15 protein-coding genes are annotated in these 16,934 nt (G+C 72.8%); 7 read left to right on the forward strand and 8 right to left on the reverse strand.

Going from position 1 to position 16,934, the window contains the following annotated elements:
* Positions 1 to 21: 21 nt before the first annotated feature.
* The gene (locus tag ACFWZH_RS09825; RefSeq protein WP_384427554.1) at positions 22 to 978 is read left to right on the forward strand and encodes a sirohydrochlorin chelatase; all 957 of its coding nucleotides are present in this window, start codon (positions 22 to 24) and stop codon (positions 976 to 978) included.
* A 219-nt stretch (positions 979 to 1,197) separates the two neighbouring features.
* A complete protein-coding gene (locus ACFWZH_RS09830) occupies positions 1,198 to 1,539 on the forward strand; it encodes a nuclear transport factor 2 family protein (protein ID WP_384427556.1) in 342 nt (113 codons plus the stop codon).
* Between the two features lie 19 nt (positions 1,540 to 1,558).
* Here ACFWZH_RS09830 and ACFWZH_RS09835 read toward each other — a convergent pair whose 3' ends face one another.
* Together ACFWZH_RS09835 and ACFWZH_RS09840 are read right to left on the reverse strand one after the other, a co-directional pair.
* Entirely contained in the window at positions 1,559 to 2,605 is a 1,047-nt protein-coding gene (locus ACFWZH_RS09835) for a lactonase family protein (RefSeq protein WP_384427558.1), read from the reverse strand.
* Between the two features lie 110 nt (positions 2,606 to 2,715).
* Positions 2,716 to 4,218, reverse strand: coding sequence for an FUSC family protein (locus tag ACFWZH_RS09840; RefSeq protein WP_384427736.1), 1,503 nt, complete (start codon positions 4,216 to 4,218; stop codon positions 2,716 to 2,718).
* A 265-nt stretch (positions 4,219 to 4,483) separates the two neighbouring features.
* Here ACFWZH_RS09840 and ACFWZH_RS09845 point away from each other — a divergent pair, with 265 nt between their 5' ends.
* Together ACFWZH_RS09845 and ACFWZH_RS09850 are read left to right on the forward strand one after the other, a co-directional pair.
* Entirely contained in the window at positions 4,484 to 4,963 is a 480-nt protein-coding gene (locus ACFWZH_RS09845; protein WP_384427560.1) for an Lrp/AsnC family transcriptional regulator, read from the forward strand.
* Positions 4,964 to 5,011: 48 nt separating this feature from the next.
* A complete protein-coding gene (locus tag ACFWZH_RS09850) occupies positions 5,012 to 5,740 on the forward strand; it encodes an HAD family hydrolase (protein WP_384427562.1) in 729 nt (242 codons plus the stop codon).
* Between the two features lie 237 nt (positions 5,741 to 5,977).
* On the opposite strand, the gene ACFWZH_RS09855 is transcribed toward ACFWZH_RS09850, so the two are convergent.
* Positions 5,978 to 7,057 carry a sugar ABC transporter substrate-binding protein gene (locus ACFWZH_RS09855; protein ID WP_384427738.1) on the reverse strand — a complete coding sequence of 360 codons (1,080 nt, stop codon included), beginning with the start codon at positions 7,055 to 7,057 and terminating at the stop codon, positions 5,978 to 5,980.
* A gap of 338 nt (positions 7,058 to 7,395) precedes the next feature.
* Between ACFWZH_RS09855 and ACFWZH_RS09860 the strand changes: the two genes are divergently transcribed.
* From ACFWZH_RS09860 to ACFWZH_RS09870, 3 genes are all read left to right on the forward strand, one after another.
* Positions 7,396 to 8,283 (forward strand): phenylalanine 4-monooxygenase, encoded by an 888-nt coding sequence (locus ACFWZH_RS09860; protein ID WP_384427564.1) that lies wholly within the window; start codon positions 7,396 to 7,398, stop codon positions 8,281 to 8,283.
* Between the two features lie 145 nt (positions 8,284 to 8,428).
* Positions 8,429 to 9,598: a lactate 2-monooxygenase gene (locus ACFWZH_RS09865; RefSeq protein WP_384427566.1), complete on the forward strand. Its 1,170-nt coding sequence runs from the start codon at positions 8,429 to 8,431 to the stop codon at positions 9,596 to 9,598.
* Complete coding sequence (locus ACFWZH_RS09870; protein ID WP_384427568.1) at positions 9,595 to 10,596, forward strand: 2-hydroxyacid dehydrogenase; 1,002 nt, start codon at positions 9,595 to 9,597, stop codon at positions 10,594 to 10,596. Before ACFWZH_RS09865 ends, ACFWZH_RS09870 begins: the two co-directional genes overlap by 4 nt.
* A 56-nt stretch (positions 10,597 to 10,652) precedes the next feature.
* Here ACFWZH_RS09870 and ACFWZH_RS09875 read toward each other — a convergent pair whose 3' ends face one another.
* The 5 genes from ACFWZH_RS09875 to ACFWZH_RS09895 form a co-directional block, all read right to left on the reverse strand.
* The gene (locus ACFWZH_RS09875; protein ID WP_384427570.1) at positions 10,653 to 13,718 is read right to left on the reverse strand and encodes an amino acid adenylation domain-containing protein; all 3,066 of its coding nucleotides are present in this window, start codon (positions 13,716 to 13,718) and stop codon (positions 10,653 to 10,655) included.
* Between the two features lie 583 nt (positions 13,719 to 14,301).
* On the reverse strand, positions 14,302 to 15,582 hold the full coding sequence (locus ACFWZH_RS09880) for a cytochrome P450 (protein ID WP_384427572.1): 1,281 nt from the start codon (positions 15,580 to 15,582) through the stop codon (positions 14,302 to 14,304).
* Entirely contained in the window at positions 15,579 to 16,199 is a 621-nt protein-coding gene (locus tag ACFWZH_RS09885; RefSeq protein WP_384427574.1) for an ATP/GTP-binding protein, read from the reverse strand. Before ACFWZH_RS09885 ends, ACFWZH_RS09880 begins: the two co-directional genes overlap by 4 nt.
* A complete protein-coding gene (locus ACFWZH_RS09890; protein WP_384427576.1) occupies positions 16,180 to 16,533 on the reverse strand; it encodes a DUF742 domain-containing protein in 354 nt (117 codons plus the stop codon). Before ACFWZH_RS09890 ends, ACFWZH_RS09885 begins: the two co-directional genes overlap by 20 nt.
* A complete protein-coding gene (locus ACFWZH_RS09895) occupies positions 16,530 to 16,934 on the reverse strand; it encodes a roadblock/LC7 domain-containing protein (RefSeq protein ID WP_384427578.1) in 405 nt (134 codons plus the stop codon). Before ACFWZH_RS09895 ends, ACFWZH_RS09890 begins: the two co-directional genes overlap by 4 nt.

Raw genomic sequence — 16,934 nt, forward strand, 5'->3', positions numbered from 1 at the left:
GAGGCGTTAGCATGCGGCGCCATGAGTTCCCCCACTGGGCCCGCACCTGGCTCGCACGATTTTGACGCCGCACCCCCGAGCCCTGGAGCCGCACCCGGCCTGCCTGTACGAATGCCGCGCGCGCGGCAGTCCGGCCGCCACCGCAAGCCGGAGCCGCTCGCCGCACCCGAGGGCGCACCCGCCCTGGTGCTCGCCGTGCCCGGCACCCCCACCTCCGCCTCCCGCAGCCTGGCGGAGGAGGTCTCCAGCATCGCCCGCTCCGAACTGCCGGGCCTCGACGCCCGGATCGGCTACGTGGACGGCGGCGACGACGAGTTCCCGTCGCTGGAGGCCGTGCTGGCGCACGCGGCGGCCGAGCAGAAGGCCCGTGCCGACGCCGCCGGGCAGCCCGACCCGGGTCCCGCCGCGGTGGTCGTGCCGCTGCTGGCCGGGCCGGACAGCGCCCTGCTGCGCCGGATACGCCAGGCGATGATGAACAGCGGCTCCGGCGCCGAGCTGACCGACGTCCTGGGTCCGCACCCGCTGCTCGCCGAGGCGCTGCACGTCCGGCTCTCCGAGGCCGGTCTGGCGCGCGCCGACCGTGCCCGGCTGTTCACGGTCGCCACGGCCGCGGACGGCATCATCCTGGCCACCGTGGGCGGCGAGGAGGCCGTGCAGGCCGCCGGGATCACCGGCATGCTGCTCTCCGCCCGGCTCGCGGTGCCCGTGCTGGCCGCCGCGCTGGACGAGGAGGGCGCCATCTCCCGTACGGCCGAGCAGCTGCGCGGCTCCGGTTCGCAGCAGCTGGCGCTGGCCCCGTACCTGATCGGCCCGGAGATCGCCGACGGCCTTGTGGGGGCGGCCGCGGCGGAGGCGGGTTGTGCGTCGGCCGAGGCGCTGGGCGCCTACGGCGCGGTGGGCCGGCTGGTGCTGTCGAACTACGCGGCGGCGGTGGGCATCACCCTGCCGACGCAGGCGCAGGGGGCGCCGGTCCGCTAGGGCAGGCGCCGCCAGGGGCAACGATCGCCTCGTCAGGGCCGTCTTCGCGCAGTGCGCGGGGCGGCCCTGCGCGTTTCCCGGCCGCGGTGGGCGCCCCGACTCCCCTCCGAGCGGCGCAGACGGGCGTCAGGCGGCCCGCGAGCGCATCGGTCGCGCTTCGGGCGGGCGAGCGGCTCTACGCTCGCCAGAGAGCCCCACAGAGCCTTGGGAAGGACGTTCATGACGAACATCGACATCGTCCGCGCGGCTTTCGCCGCCTACCTCGCCCAGGACCGCGAAGCCATCGACGGGCTGCTCGCCGACGACTTCGTCTTCACCAGCCCCCAGGACGACCACCTCGACAAGGCCGCCTTCCTCCGGGTCTGCTTCCCGACCGCGGACCGGCTGCGCCGGCAGGAGATCCTCGACACGGCGGACATCGACGACCACCAGGTCTACGTCCGCTACGCCTACGAGCTGAAGACCGGCGAGCGCCATCGCAACGTCGAGGTGCAGACGGTGCGCGACGGCCGGATCGCCGAGGTCCAGGTGTACTTCGGCGGCCGCTTCCCCGAGGGGTGAGCCGCCCCGTGGGCAGTCCTCAGACGAAGACGACGCAGGAGGCGGCCGGTGCCCGGACGGCGCCGCCGCGGACCGGGATGCCGTTCCGCGGGTCGACGGTGAACCAGGTGACGTCGCCGGAGCGCTCGTTGGCCGCGTAGAGGTGCCGGCCGTCGGGCGCGAGTGCCAGATCGCGGGGCCAGTGGCCGCCGCAGGCGACGGTCGTGACGAGGGTCGCGGTGTCGCCGGAGGCGTCGAGGGAGAGGACCGAGATGCTGTCGTGGCCCCGGTTGGCGGCCCAGGCGAACCGGCCGTCCGTGGAGAGCACGAGAGCGGAGGGGAAGGTGCCCGCCGCCTCGGCCCCGTCCGGGAGGAGACGGGTCTCCCCCAGCGGCGTCAGCGCGCCGCCCTCGGCGTCCCAGCGGCAGACCGTCACCGTCGGGTCGAGTTCGTTGATGACGTAGGCGCGGTCGCCGCGCGGGTGGAAGGCGAGGTGGCGCGGGCCGCTGCCGGGCCGCAGCCGTACCTCGTCGTGCAGGGCCAGGGCCCCGTCGGTGCCGAGCGCGCAGATCCGGACGGAGTCGGTGCCCAGGTCGACGCTGAGCAGCCGGCCCGCGCCGGGGGCGGCCAGCACGGCGTGCGCGTGCGGGCCCTCCTGGCGGTCGGTCCGCGGGCCGCTGCCGTGGTGGGAGAGCACGGTGGCCGGGCCGCCGAGCGAGCCGTCGGCCCGTACGGGGAGCGTGCTGACGCTGCCGGAGCTGTAGTTGGCGGTGACGAGGTGGCCGGCGGCCAGGGTGAGGTGGGTGGGGTCGGCGCCGTCCACGGGGACGGCGGGCGCGAGCAGCTCGGGCCCTCGGGGCGTGAGGGCGAAGGCCGCCACGGCGCCGTCGGTGGTCTCGCTGACCGCGTAGAGGTGGCGGCCGTCGGGGCTCGGGACCAGGTAGGAGGGGTTGGCGAGGGCGTCGGTGGAGTGCAGCGGGGTGAGCGCCCCGGACTCCGGGTCGACGGCCGCGGTGGTGATCCCGGGGCCGCCGGCGGTGGTGAAGGAGCCGATGTACGCCCGCCGGCCGCTGTCGCTGGTCCCCACTGGTCCGCCCTTCGTCCGCCCGCCTGAGGTGCTCCGGCGACGCTAACAGCCGCGGCCGGGGTGTCCTGGGCGATGGCCGGAATGCGGCGGCCAGCGGCCCCGGCGCGGTCTCAGGACGCCGCGAACGGTGCCCGCGGTGAGCTGCGCACCGGATGGGCGAGGGCGGTGAGGGCGGACTCCAGGCTGTGCAGATGCGCCAGGGCGCGTTCGGCGCCGGGGTGGTGGTGCGCGGTGGCGGCGGGGGTCTCGGGGGTGGTGGCGGGCTCGGCGCCGGGCGCGAAGAGAGTGCCGACGACGGCCTCGACGCGCTGGCAGGCGGCGGTCAGCCGGGCGTCGTGCGAGGCGGCCGGGTCGGCGGCCACCTCGGCCAGGCCCCGGACCTGCGCGGCGCAGTCGTCGAGGTGGGTCATGACCTGGCGGGCCCGGGCCTTGCGGTGCCGCAACGGGTTCAGCGGATGCAGCAGCGGGGCGAGCGAGAGCCGCACCCGTGCCAGCAGCAGTTCGAGCTCGGCGACGTGCGGGGACGGGTCGGCGTGCAGATCGCCGGCCAGCCGGCGGGCGGAGGCGGCGGTGCAGTCGCGGACGCACCGCACGGCGCGCTGGATCCAGGCGTCGGTCGCGGCGTGCGTGGTGACCGGCAGCACCAGCGCGACGGCCAGCGCCGCGCCCAGCGCGCCGACGAGAGTCTGCTCGAAGCGCAGCGCGAGGAGTCCGGGGTGCAGCACGCCCAGCAGGCCGTACAGCAGCCCGGCCATGACGGTGACGAAGAACATCATCCAGCTGTACGAGGGGCCCGCGGTGTAGAAGATGCCGAACACGCAGACGGCGACCAGGGCGGCGGTGGGGGCGGCGGCGCCGTGCAGCGGGACGGCGACCACCAGGCCGGCCGCGATGCCGACGACGGTGCCCACCACCCGGCGGAAGCCGCGGACCAGCGTCTCCCCGCGGGAGGAGGTGTTGACGAAGATCCACCAGGCGGTGCCCACGGCCCAGAACCAGCGTTCGCTGGAGACCGCCTGGCCGACCGCGAGGGCGAGCGCGCAGGCCAGGGTGTTCTGGACGGCGAGCCGGGTGGTGGGGCGGGCGAGACCGCGGCTCACGAGCGGCGCGGGGGCGGCCGGCGGCGGGGTGCGCCGCTCCAGGCACCACAGGCCGAAGCGGACCGTACTGCTCGCGACGAGTGCCAGCGCCACCGCCGCGGCGAGCTGCGGCAGCTGCGCGGGAACGGCGTGCAGAAACTGCGCCGCGAAGATCATCATGAACGCGAAGATGCCCAGTGCCTGGCCGCGCGGCCCCCAGCGGCGGGCGTAGACCCCGCAGAAGACCACGAGCAGGAAGACCGCGTCCCGCGCCGTCGGCAGCTCGTGCAGGGTGGTGGCGAGGGCGAGGACGGGCAGCCCGACGACCGGCAGCAGGGCGGTGGTGCCGGCCTGGCCGCGGACGGTCGGGTCGCCGACGGTGAAGAGGGCCAGGAGCGCCGCGAGACCGCCGAGGATCGAGGCCGGCAGCGGGAGCCCGGCCAGTTCTGCGGCGGTGACGGCGAGCGCGATCCCCAGGACGGCCCGCAGGGACGTACGCAGGCGCAGCCGGCCCGGGTCCGGTGCCACAAAGATCCTCTTCACGTGCGGAAACCGCCCCCTTCTGCTCCGGTTCGATCCGGCCCGATGCGACGCGCCGCGGCACACCCCTGCCGGCGGGCAAGACAAAGGCGCTGCGGGGGTCCGTACCGGCTCCCTTGCCGGTCGGGCGCAGCCCTGCAACGCCATCTGTGGAAGAGATAAGCACCGACAGGGCAGCTGGCTCAACCGTCTCTGTGTCGACTGGGCCATTGGTACATTCGGCAGGAGATTTCGCCGACCGAGAGGGGGCCGTTGGACCATGCCCGTGGACGCCCTGGATGCCAAGATCCTCCGGCTGCTGCTGGAGCAGCCGCGTACCAGCGTGCGGGAGTACGCCCGGCTGCTCGGGGTGGCCCGGGGCACCGTCCAGGCCCGGCTGGACCGGCTCGAACGGGACGGCGTGATCACCGCGTACGGCCCCCGGCTCTCCCCCGCCGCGCTGGGCCACCCGGTTCTGGCCTTCGTGCACATCGAGGTCACCCAGGGGCATCTGGAGGAGGTCGCCGCCGCGCTGGCCGAGGTGCCGCAGATCATCGAGGCGTTCTCGACGACCGGTGGCGGGGACCTGCTCACCCGGGTGGTCGCCCGGGACGCGGCGCACCTGGAGGATGTGATCCAGCGGCTGATCAGCCTGCCGGGCGTGGTCCGCACCCGTACGGAGATGGCGCTGCGCGAGCGCGTGCCGCATCGGATGCTGCCGCTGGTCGAATCGGTGGGGGGAGCCGCGAGGCCGCGCTGAGCCGCGGCCGTCCGGGGCGGGCCGCGGCGCCTTGGCATGCTGGAGGGCATGAGCGCCTCCCCCGCCTCCCAGGTCACACCCGGCACCGCCGCCCGGCGCACTCCGGTGATCTTCGATCTCGACGGCACGCTGGTGGACAGCGAGCCGAACTACTACGAGGCGGGGCGCCGGCTGCTGGCCGGCTACGGCCTGGCGGACTTCAGCTGGGAGCAGCACACCCGCTTCATCGGCATCGGCACCCGCGAGACCCTGGAGATCCTCAGCCGGGAGCTGGGCATCGACGCGCCGGTCGAGGAGCTGCTGGCCGGCACGAACCGCACGTATCTGGAGCTGGCGCGGGCGCACACCGAGGTCTTCCCGGAGATGCGTGCGTTCGTCGAGCGGCTGGCCGCGGCCGGGCACCCGATGGCGGTGGCGTCCGGTTCGTCGCGGGCCGCGATCGAGGCGGTGCTGGCCGGTACGGGGCTCGACGCGCTGCTGACCACGCTGGTGTCGGCCGAGGAAGTGGCGCACGGCAAGCCCGCGCCGGATGTGTTCCTGGAGGCCGCGCGCCGGCTCGGTGTCGAGCCGGCGGAGTGTGTGGTGCTGGAGGACGCGGCGCCCGGTGCGCTCGCCGCTCAGCGGGCGGGTATGCGGTGCATCGCCGTCCCGTATGTGGCCGCCACCGCCGACGACCCGGCCTTCGCGCGGGCCGGGCTGCTGTTCAAGGGCGGTCAGGGGGAGTTCACGGCACGGGCCGCGTACGACTGGCTGGAGCAGCCGGTGCGGTCTGCCTGACCTCTCCCCGGTGCGGTCTGCCTGATCTCTCCGGTGGCGGTCACACGGCGCATCCGGGGCGGGGTGGTCGAACGCCGGGCCGTCCGGGGCGGGGCCGAACGCCGGGGGCCGAACGCCGGACGGCCACCTCCGCTGTCCTGCGCGGAGGTGGCCGTCGGGTGTCCGCCGTGGTCCGGCACCGGGTGATGACCGTGCCGTACCGGAGGGCGGTCTCCGGAAGGCCGGCTAACCGGGTGGTCACTCCATGCCCAGCGACTTGCACGCGTCGGCGAGATCGGCGCAGAGCAGGTCGGTCCGGACGACGCCGTCGCGGACGACGGTGTCCTTGAGGTTCTTCCTGGTGACGATCCTCGCGTCGAACAGCCGGGCCGGGATACCGGACTTGGTGCTGTTGCCGGCCGTGGTGGTCGTCAGGGAGTTGATGCTCTTGCCGCGCAGCAGACGGAACGCAATTTCTGCGGCGGTTTCGGCCTCCGGCCGGACGTCCTTGTAAATGGTGAAGTACTGGGTGCCGGCTACCAGCCGCTGGAGCGCGGGGAGTTCGGCGTCCTGACCGCCGACCGGAACACCCTTGACGCCGGCCGACTTGAGCGCCGCGGCGATACCGCCCGCCATACCGTCATTGGCCGAGTAAACGGCGTCAAATCCCTGTGCGCCATGTGCGTTGATGACGTCGGTCATCTTCTGCTTGGCCGTCGCGGCGGACCAGTCGGGGATGTCCTTCTCGAAGACGATCTTGTGGATCTTGCCGTCGAGGACGGAATGGACGCCCTTCTTGTAGGCCGGCGCGTTCGGGTCGGTCGGCGAGCCGTTCATCATGACGACATCGGCGGAGGACGCCCCCGAGCCGAGAGCGGTCAGCATGCCCTTGCCCTGGAGCTGGCCGATCTTCTCGTTGTCGTAGGACACGTAAGCAGCGACATCACCCTCGGCGAGCCGGTCGTACGCGATGACCTGGACGCCCTTCTTGGCCGCGGAGTTCACCCAGCCCTTGACCGCCTGGGAGTCGACCGGGTCCAGAATGATGACCTTGACGCCCTTCTTCACCAGGGCGTCGAACTGTCTCTTCTGCGTGTCGACCTGCTGCTCGGCATTCCCGTATTCCACCTTGCATTCAAGGCAGAGCGAGGCAATCCGGGACGTAATGATGCGGCGGTCGAACTTCTCGTAGCGGTCCGCTTTGTTCTCCGGGAGGAGCAGACCAATGGCATCCTTGCCGGCTCCGGCGTCCTGCTGTTCCTTCCCGCAGGCCGCCAAGGGCGCCGCCAGCGAAAGGGCCACTGCACCGGTGAGGGCACGCCGCATTATTGCATTCATTTTTTCGGTACCTCCCATGGGGCCGCCTGACCCGGCCCAGAACGGCTGAAGTGAACGTCACCCTCCGCCTCATCGTCAAGAATCGAGGCAATAACGATACAAAAGTGAGGCATGAGTTGGATCTCTGAACGACGTTCACTCACGGAGCCTTCCGGAACGTTCCTTTCCGGCCATATTTCACGTTCTCACCGCCTTGCCTGTTCTCTCACGGATGCACCCTTCGACCGCTCGTGGGAAACTTGATCGAGGCCTGGCGTCGGCCGGCCGGGCCCGCGCGCCGGAAGCGGCGGTCCCCTGACCGCCGAGCGCTCTGCACAGGCCGCCGAGATGTCATCGTCATGAGTACGGCGCGGAGTCACACCCCCGTTTCCGCCGACGGCCGGCTGGGCGGCCCGTCCCAGCACCCCGGCCGCCGCGACCCGGCCTATCTGCGGCGCCGCGCCGCACTGGCCGCCCCGGCCGACGGACACCGCGTCGGCGCGCCCTACGCGTCCGTCGACTACACCGAGGCGGAGCACCGCACCTGGCGGGTGGTGCACGAGGCGCTCGGCCCCGCGCACCGCGCCCACGCGTGCCGCACGGTGCTCGACGCCGGCGAGGACGCGGCCATCCCCGCCGCGCGGATTCCGCAGCACGCGGAGGTCAGTGCCCGTCTCACGGCCCGCACCGGCTTCGCCTTCACGCTGGCCGGCGGGGTGGTGCCCAACGAGCGGTTTCTGGGAGCGATGGAGTACGGCTACTTCCACGCCGTGCAGTTCGTCCGGCACCCCGCCGTCCCGCTCTACACCCCCGAACCCGACGTGCTGCACGACGTGTTCGGCCACGGCATCCATCTGTCGGACCCGCGCGTCGCCCACCTCTACCGCCTCATCGGCGAGGCGGCCAACCACGTCCGCACCGAGGAGGCCCTCGACGTCCTCAGCCGGGTGTACTGGTTCACCCTCGAATACGGGCTGATCACGGAGTCCGGCACGCCCAAGGCCTTCGGCGCGGCCCTGTTGTCGTCGTACGGCGAGATCGCCGCTCACGACAGCCGGGAGGTACGCGAGCTGGACATCCGCGCCGCGGCCGGCACCGCGTACCGCATCTCCGGCTACCAGCCCGTCCTGTACGCCGCCCGCTCCATGGAGCACCTCGAAGACCTCCTCGGCGCGTTCTGCGCGGACTTCGACGACGACATCGCGCAGCGGCTGCGGCTTCCGACGCTCTCCCGCGACCGGGCGTAGGGGCCGCGCGCGTCCCCTCGTCGCGGGGTGGCGTTCTCCTTGGCCGCCTCCAGGTGCGGTGCTCCGCGCGGTGGACGGATCGCAGCGTCCTCGCCAGGATCTCGGGGGAACACGCGTGCTCAGCGAAGAGAGGCGGAACGTACGGATGGCGAAGCACTGGGCGGACTTCCAGTACGAGATCTATCTCCAGGGCATGACCGGCTCCGTTCCCCGGCTGCCGACGGATCTGACCCGGCTGGAGGAGCTCACCGAGCAGCGCCTGGGCCCCGGCCCGGTCGGATATGTGGCGGGCAGCGCGGGCAACGGCAGCACCGCGGCCGCCAACCGTGCCGCACTGGACCGCCGGCGGATCGTGCCGCGCGTCCTGCGCGATGTGCAGCAACGCGACCTGTCCGTGGAGGTGCTGGGCCGGTCGCTGCCGGCGCCGCTCGCCCTCGCGCCCGTGGGCGTGCTGTCGATCATGCACCCGGAGGCCGAGTCCGCGGCCGCACGGGCCGCCGCGGCGCAGGGGGTGCCCTACATCCTCTCCTCCGCCTCCAGCACTCCCATGGAGGAGGTCGCCGGGGCGATGGGCGACGGCGAACGGTGGTTCCAGCTGTACTGGGCGAAGGACCGCGAGGTCACCGCGAGCTTTCTGGCCAGGGCCGAAGCGGCCGGCTACACCGCGCTGTTCGTCACGCTCGACACTCCGCTCCTCGGCTGGCGTCCGCGCGACCTGGACCGGGCGTACCTGCCGTTCCTGCACGGCGTGGGGACCGCCAACTACTTCAGCGACCCGGCGTTCCGGGCGGGCCTGGCCAAGCCGGTGCACGAGGATCCGCAGGCGGCCGTGCGGCACTTCGTGGGGATGTTCGCCGACCCCGCCAAGACCTGGCCGGACCTGGCGTTCCTGCGGGAGAACTGGGACGGGCCGATCGTGCTCAAGGGCGTCCTGCACCCGGATGACGCGCGGCGGGCCGCCGAGGCCGGCGTGGACGGAGTGGTCGTCTCCAACCACGGAGGGCGCCAGGTGGCGGGCTCCGTCGCGGCCGCGGACGCGCTGCCCCGGGTCGTCGAGGCGGCCGGCGACCGGCTCACCGTCCTGTTCGACAGTGGCATCCGCACCGGCGACGACATCTTCAAGGCGCTCGCGCTCGGCGCGCGTTCGGTGCTGGTGGGGCGCCCGTACGCGTACGGACTGGGGCTGGACGGCCAGGCGGGCGTCGAGCACGTCATCCGCTGCCTGCTCGCCGAGTTCGACCTGACCCTGGCCCTGTCCGGCCACTCCCGCCCCACCACACCGTCCGCCGACGATCTCACCGAGGATGCCCGATGACCGCCGAGCCCACGCCCGCCACGGCCCTGAAGAACGTCCTCGCCGTCATCTCGCCGCATGTGGGCGGACGCGCCGCCGGTGCCGCGCTCGCCGAGGTCTTCCCCGGCCGGGCCCGCGTCACCGTCGTCGAGACGACGGACGAGGACCCCGCGGCGCTGCGCGCGGCCCACATCATCATCACCGGGCTGGGCCCGGTCACCGCCGAACACCTCGCCGCCGCACCGGACCTGGAGCTCGTCCAGTGCGCCAGCCACGGCTTCGACTACGTCGATCTGGCCGCCGCCCGCGACCGGGGCGTCCCGGTCTGCACCATCGGTTCCAGCGGCGCGGAGAAGCAGAACGTGGCCGAGCAGACCTTCGCCCTCATGCTCGCCCTCGCCAAACAACTCGTACCGGCCCACACGGCCCTGGTCGAGGCCGACTGGGCGCTGCCGCGGCTGCAGCGGTCCCTGACCGAGCTGTCCGGCAAGACCCTGGGCATCGTCGGCCTCGGCCACATCGGTGAGGAAGTGGCGCGCCGGGCCGTCGCGTTCGACATGACCGTCGTCTACACCGGCCCCAGGCGCGCCGCCCCGGAGACCGAGGCCCGGCTCGGCGGCGCCCGCCATCTGGGCCTGGACGAACTGCTGCGCACGTCGGACTACGTCACCCTGCACGCCCCGCTCACCGAGGCGACCCGCCACCTCCTGGACGCCGAACGCCTCGCCCTGCTCAAGCCCACCGCGTTCGTCGTCAACACCGCGCGCGGCGCTCTGATCGACCAGGACGCCCTCGCCGACGCGCTCACGGCCGGCGCGCTGGCCGGCGCCGGGCTCGACGTCTTCGACCCCGAGCCGCCCACCGCGGCCCTGCGCCTGCTCAAGGCCCCGAACGTGGTCCTCTCCCCGCATGTCGCGGGGGTCACCCGCGAGACGCTGGTCCGCATCGCGCTGGCCGCCGTGGAGAACGTGACGGGCCATCTGGCGGGCAGACCGCTGCGGGACGTCGTCACGGCATGAGCCGGACCGGGACCGGACGCCTCCACCGGAGCGCGCCGGTCCCGGGAGCGGGCACCTCAGCCGCGGCCCCCGAGGAGGCCGTCGCGCTTGAGGGAGGTGAGGTAGTGGTCCAGCAGCGCGTCGTCCACGGGCGGGCAGGACGCGGTCCACGAGGGCCACACCTCGTCGGTGCGGGTGCGCCGCACTTCGGGGAAGACGGTGTCGAGGTACATCTCCTTGACGCTGAAGCCGGCCTGCTTGGCCGGGGTGAGGAAGAGCGGGGTGAACGGGGCCACGGGCGCGGTGGGTCGGGCGTGGACGTGGGCGACGAGCGCGTCGGTCCACTCCTTGTAACTCACGTCGTCGATGCGGTGCCCGGCGGAGCGCATCCGGTCGACCATGTCGCTGAGGGACCCCGGTCGGGGGTTGGTCAGATGGACGACGCCGCCGAGGTGCGGGAGCCGGGTGGCGATGCCGACGATGGCGTCGGTGACCGCGTCCACCGGCACCAGGTCGAGCGGGAGCGGCACCGCGGGCGCCACCCCCATCTCCACGATGGCGTCGAAGACGGCGCAGATGGCGCTGGTGGTGTTCCAGGCGCCGGTGCGGCTGTGACCGGTGATCTCGTAGGGGCGGTGGATGGTGACCGGCAGACCGGCACCGGCGGCGTGGCCGAGCATCCGCTCGGCCACCCACTTGGTCTCGGGGTAGCCCATGCTGAGCAGTTCGGGGTGGCTGAGCGGGGTGGCCTCGTCGACGTGCCGTACGCCGCCGACGCCGCTTCCGGCGAGCACGGCCGTGGTGGAGACGTAGTGGAGGGGGACGCGTCGCGGGCCCGCCAGCTGGACGAGGGTGCGGACGGCCTCCACGTTGGCCCCCCGCAGCCGGCGGTAGGGGTAGAGGAAGTTGACGTGTGCCGCGTTGTGCACCACCAGGTCGACGGTGTCCGCGAGCCGGTCGAAGGTGGCGGCGGCCAGCCCCAGTGCGGGACGGGCCAGGTCGGCGGGTATCGGGCGGATGCGTCCGGGGTCGGTGGGCCGGACGCCGTAGCGCGCCATCGCCTCGTGTATCCGCCGCGCCGCCTGCGGTTCGTCCGCCGCGCGCACGGGGCAGTGGACGGTGGCGTCGGTGTCCCTCAGCAGCCGTTCGAGCAGGAACGCGCCGACGAATCCGGTGGCCCCGGTGAGCAGGATGTGCCGGGCCCGGGTCGGCGTGGGCGCGGGGCCGGCGGTGGCGGGCGGGAGGGGGTCCAGCAGGGCTTCGGCCTCGTAGTCCGGCTCCGCGCAGTCGCCCTGGGGGGCGGACGGGCAGCGGGTCGCCGAGCGGAACGCCGCGAGGTCGGGGTCGGCGAGCAGGCCCTGCAGCAGCGGCGTGAAGCGCTCCGCGGGCAGACCGAGCCGGGCGAGGGTGCGGGTGACCGTGTGGGCGGCCAGCAGCGAGTTGCCGCCGGCGGCGAAGAAGTCGGTGGTGTCGGACACCGGTGTGCCGAGCACCTCGGCCCAGATGTCCGCGACGGCGTCGCCGCTGTGGTGGGTGGTGCCCTCGCCGGTTCCGTCCGGGGCGGTGCCCGACGCCGCGGCGGTGCGCAGTGCCGGGTAGTCGATCTTCCCGTTGGCCGTGAGGGGGAGGCGCTCCAACGGGGTGATGGGGGTGGGGAGCGCGTGCGGGGGCAGCTGGGCCGCGAGGTGGGCGCGCAGTGCCGCCGGGTCCGGGAGGCAGTCGGGGCGCGCCGGGGTGACGAAGGCGGTGAGCCCCTTGCCTATCCCGTCGTGGTCGCTGACCAGCACCGCGGCCTCGGCGACCTCGGGGTGCCCGCGCAGCAGGGCCTCCACCGGCTCCAGTTCGACGCGGAAACCGCGGATCTTGACCTGCCGGTCGGCCCGGCCCAGGAATTCGAGCGTGCCGTCCGGGTGGCGGCGTCCCAGGTCGCCGCTGCGGTAGAGGCGGAGCGTCTCCCCCGAGGGGGTTTCCCGGGTGACGAAGGCGCGGGCGGTCTCGGCCGGCCGGTCGAGGTACTCCAGGGCCAGGCCCTGGCCGCCGATGCAGATCTCCCCCTGTTCGCCGGGGCCGGCCCACGTCCCGTCGGCGCGCAGCAGATGGCAGCTGCTGCCGGCCACCGGGCGGCCTATCGGGATGGCGGACGTACCGGGCGCCACGTGGTCGACGTCGTACGCCGTGGCCATGATGCCGCCCTCGGTCGGCCCGTAGCCGTTGATGAGGTGGCGGGGGCGCCCGGCCTCGCACACCGCCGCCGTCAGGTCGGGGTTCATCGCCTCACCGCCGATCAGCACCATGTCCAGGGAGGCGAAGATCGCGGGGCGGGTGCGCACCGTGTGGTGGAACAGGCTGGTGGTCAGGAACGCGTGGGTGATGTCTTCCGTACGGATCAGGGACCGCAGCCGGTCCGTGTCCAGCAGTACGTCCCTTTCGGCCACGACGAGGCAGCCCCCGTTGACCAGGGTGGCCCAGGTCTCGAAGAGGGCGCCGTCGAAGGAGAGGCCGAAGGTCTGCAGCACGCGCTTGCCCGGGCCGGCGCACCAGGGGTTCGCCCCGGCCGCGAGCCGGGCCACGGCGCGGTGCGGGAACACCACCGGCTTGGGGCGTCCGGTGGTGCCGGAGGTGAACAGGATGTACGCGCTGTCGTCGGGAGCGCGCTCGACGGCGGTCGGGCTGTCGCCCAACGGGCCGGGGCGGGTGTCCATCAGGGTGTCGAAGTCGACCCACTCGACCGGGCCGCCGTCCGCCGGCACCGCGGAGGCGTGCCCGGGGAGGACGACGGCCAGCCGTGCGCGGGCGTCCGTGAGCATCTGTGCCGAACGGGCCGAGGGGTACTGGGCGTCCACGGGGACGCATACCGCGCCCGCCTTCAGGATGCCGGCCATGGTGACCGTCGCCTCCCATGAGCGGACGCCCAGGACGGCGACGGCGTCGCCTCTGCGTATGCCGAGGTCGTACAGGGCCCTTGATATGGACTGCGACCAGTCGTCCAACTCGCGGTACGCATAGGTCCGGTCACCGTCCCTGACGGCGGGGCTCTTGGGGGTCAGAGCCGTCCGGCGGGCCAGGAGGACGGGCAGGGAGGCGCCCGGCGAGGGGGCCTGGGAGCGGTGCCGGGTGGCGGCGACGGGCGTGCTGGTGTTCATCAAAGCTCCACACGGGGGAATGGGGGTGACGCGGGCGGCGGCGGAGCGCCGGGGGCGGGGTGTGCGGTGCGCCGGAGGGCTGCGCGGGCGGACGGGTTCCGCCGGCCGTTGGGCGGTGTTCCACCCGGGGACGAACGGCGCGGCCCGTGTTGCCGGGCCGTGGACGGGGTCAGCTCGCTCTCGCGCGACACTTTCGGGGCCGGCGCAGGGGGCCGGCGGCGCGCAGCTCCGCATCCGCCGCCCGTAACGCGTGAAATGAGCTCGGGGGCAACATCGGGGGATGCCCGCAGACTTGGTCCAGGTGCTCTTCGTCCTGCCAGGGCACGTGACGCCTTCCTCTACGGGAGCCTCGGCGAGCCGTCTTGCTCTTACGCCCCATCTGTGCTCCGCGGCATCACTTCCCACATCGGCATCACTTTAAGACAGGATTGCCGTCAAGCCATGGCGTAATCAAGCTCACCCTTGACCAGTTCCCCACTTGCCGGAACACGCCAAATGCCCCGGGGGCGGGCCTCGTTCCGCATCCGGGGTGGATGGCTGACGAGGGCCCGCTCACGGGGCTCGGGGAAGGCGACTCTCGGGGCTACCGGCGGCTCGGTGTGAACTGCACCGGCAGCGCGACGAGGTGGCGGTACATCAGCGAGGTGGACCACTCCAGTTCGGTCTCGGGTACGGCCAGTCGGAGGTCGGGCAGGCGGGTGAGCAGGGTGTCGACGGCGGTGTCGGCGATGGCCCTGCCGATGTGCTGGCCCGGGCATTCGTGCGGACCGCTGCTGAAGGCGAGGTGCGACCGGTTGCCGTGCACCGGTGCGGACAGGTCGGGGCGGATCGCGGGGTCCGCGTTCGCCGCCCGCAGGCCGAGCAGCAGCATGTCCCCGGCCCTGATGGACTGTTCGCCCAGCCGGGTGTCACTGGTCGCCCAGCGCCCCAGCAGCGTCATCATCGGCGGCTCGTCCCACATGACCTGCTCCAGCGCATCGGGCAGCGTCATGTGGCCGCCGGTGAGATGCGCGCGGAAGCGCGGGTCGGTGAGCACCATGCGCAGCGCGTTCGCGATGAGGTTGACGGTGGTCTCGTTCGCCGCGGTGAGGATGAGCCGCAGATGTTCGCGGATCTCGTCGTCGCTGAGGCCCGCGGAGTGCTCGATCAGCTTGGACGGGAAGTCGTGGCCGGGGTTGGCGCGCTTGCGTTCGACGAGCTGCTGAAGGGTGCGGGTGATGAAGTCGTTGCTGGCCACGGCGGTCTGGGTGCCGTTGAGCACGTCCTGGACGGCGGCCGCCAGACTCGGTCCGTGCTCGTCCGGCATGCCGAACAGCTGGGTCATGACGAGCAGCGGGAGTTCGGCGGCGAACTGGCCCACCAGGTCGGCCTGTCCCGTCGCGGCGAACCGGTCGACCAGCTGGTCGGTGAAGCGGGTGACATGGCGCCTTATGCCGCGGGACTCGAAGCGCCCGAGGCTGTCGGTGACGGCGCCGCGGAGCCGCTTGTGCTCCTCACCGTCGACGAAGACGCACAGGGGCTGCCAGGTCGTGATCGGTGCCAGCGGGTGGTGGGGCGGCACCCTTCCCTCGGCCATGTCCCGCCAGTGGCGGGAGTCGCGGGAGAAGACGCTCGGGGTCCGCAGGATCTCCAGGTTCTCGCGGTGTCCGAGGACCAGCCAGGCCGGGAGGTCGCCGTGGACGAGTACCGGTGCGACCGGGCCGTACTCGGCGCGCAAGGTCTCCTGCACGCCCGCGAGGTCGGCCTGGACGTCGGCGTCGTGCAGCCGGTACAGGGTCTCGGGCGCACGGCCGTGCGCCGGGCAGCCCGGCGGCGGCGCGAGGTGAGCGGCGGGGGCGTGCGCGGGGAAGTCGGCGGCGGTCAATTGGGCTCCGAAGTCTGGGCGGAGGAGCGCAGGTAGCGCATCAGTGTGATCAGGACGTCCCGGCTCGACGACCGCTGGCGGGCGTCACACACCACGATCGGCACCTGATCCGGCAGGTCCAGCGCACCGCGCAGCTCCTCGGTGTCGTAGGAGTTCGCGTCGGGGAAGGCGTTGACGGCGATCACGAAGGGCACTTCGGCCTCTTCCAGGCGGCCGATCACGTCGAAGCTGACTTCGAGACGCCGGGTGTCGACCAGGACGACGGCGCCGAGCGCTCCTTCGAACAGGCCGTTCCACAGGAACCAGAACCGCTGCTGGCCGGGCGTGCCGAACAGGTAGAGCACCAGCTCCTCGTTGAGGCTGATCCGGCCGAAGTCCATGGCCACGGTGGTCGCGGTCTTGCGCTCCACGCCCGAGACGTCGTCGACGTCGGTGCTGGCCTCCGTCATCGTCTCTTCGGTCGTCAGCGGCCTGATCTCGCTCACCGAGCGGACCAGGGTGGTCTTGCCGACGCCGAAGCCGCCCACGACCACGATCTTGACCGCCGCGGAGGCCGACGACGGCAGCTGGTCCTCGCGCCGAGGCTCCGTGACGCTGTCAGAGCTTCTGGAGACCATCGATAACCGCCTCAATCAGTGCTATGTCGGGGAGTTTGGAGACCGGTGCACGGGCCTCCACCCGCCCGTCGGTCAGGAGGTCGGTGAGGAGCACGCCGACCACACTGGCCGGCAGCGCTAAATGCGCGGAGATCTCGGCCACGGACAGCGGCGACCGGCAGACCCGGAGGATCGCGGCGTGCTCGGGCTGCATACCCGGCTGCGACTCCTCCAGGGCGACGATCAGTGTGACGAGGTCGAGCTCGGCCTGTTCCTCACTTCCGGTCCGACCCCCGGTGATCACGTACAACCGCTCAGGACCGCCCTGGGCCCAGTCCCGACCGGATTCGCTCACGCCGTCCGCCCGTCGGTGCGCGGCGGGCTGGTGAGATGGGCGCCTATACGGGCCACCAGGTCGCGCATGCACTGTCCGACGAGCCCCGCGTCCACGCCCTCGTCGGCGAGCACCGCCAGGTGCGCACCGGCACCGGCGGCCATCAGGTACATGAAGCCGCCGCTGACCTCGATGACGACCATTCTCATCCGGCCGTCACTGTGCGGGAATTCGGAGGCCACCGCCACGGAGAGGCTCTGCAGTCCCGAACCGATGGCGGCGAGGCGGTCGGCGGTGTCCGGGGACGTGTCGTACCGGGCCATGCACAGGCCGTCCGACGACAGCACCACGATATGGCGGGTCTGGGGGACGCTCTCCGCGAGGTCCTTGAGCATCCAGTCCATGTCCGCGCGCTGATACAT

Source organism: Streptomyces sp. NPDC059008, assembly GCF_042749045.1.
Lineage (GTDB): Bacteria > Actinomycetota > Actinomycetes > Streptomycetales > Streptomycetaceae > Streptomyces.

What these genes read in the sequence shown, in the direction of transcription:
- ACFWZH_RS09825 (WP_384427554.1), top strand. Translation starts at nt 22, where the DNA reads ATGAGTTCCCCCACTGGGCCCGCACCTGGCTCGCACGATTTTGACGCC.
- ACFWZH_RS09885 (WP_384427574.1), bottom strand. Translation starts at nt 16,199, where the DNA reads ATGGTCTCCAGAAGCTCTGACAGCGTCACGGAGCCTCGGCGCGAGGAC.
- ACFWZH_RS09855 (WP_384427738.1), bottom strand. Translation starts at nt 7,057, where the DNA reads ATGAATGCAATAATGCGGCGTGCCCTCACCGGTGCAGTGGCCCTTTCG.
- ACFWZH_RS09860 (WP_384427564.1), top strand. Translation starts at nt 7,396, where the DNA reads ATGAGTACGGCGCGGAGTCACACCCCCGTTTCCGCCGACGGCCGGCTG.
- ACFWZH_RS09875 (WP_384427570.1), bottom strand. Translation starts at nt 13,718, where the DNA reads ATGAACACCAGCACGCCCGTCGCCGCCACCCGGCACCGCTCCCAGGCC.
- ACFWZH_RS09845 (WP_384427560.1), top strand. Translation starts at nt 4,484, where the DNA reads ATGCCCGTGGACGCCCTGGATGCCAAGATCCTCCGGCTGCTGCTGGAG.
- ACFWZH_RS09850 (WP_384427562.1), top strand. Translation starts at nt 5,012, where the DNA reads ATGAGCGCCTCCCCCGCCTCCCAGGTCACACCCGGCACCGCCGCCCGG.
- ACFWZH_RS09870 (WP_384427568.1), top strand. Translation starts at nt 9,595, where the DNA reads ATGACCGCCGAGCCCACGCCCGCCACGGCCCTGAAGAACGTCCTCGCC.
- ACFWZH_RS09865 (WP_384427566.1), top strand. Translation starts at nt 8,429, where the DNA reads ATGGCGAAGCACTGGGCGGACTTCCAGTACGAGATCTATCTCCAGGGC.
- ACFWZH_RS09830 (WP_384427556.1), top strand. Translation starts at nt 1,198, where the DNA reads ATGACGAACATCGACATCGTCCGCGCGGCTTTCGCCGCCTACCTCGCC.
- ACFWZH_RS09895 (WP_384427578.1), bottom strand. Translation starts at nt 16,934, where the DNA reads ATGTATCAGCGCGCGGACATGGACTGGATGCTCAAGGACCTCGCGGAG.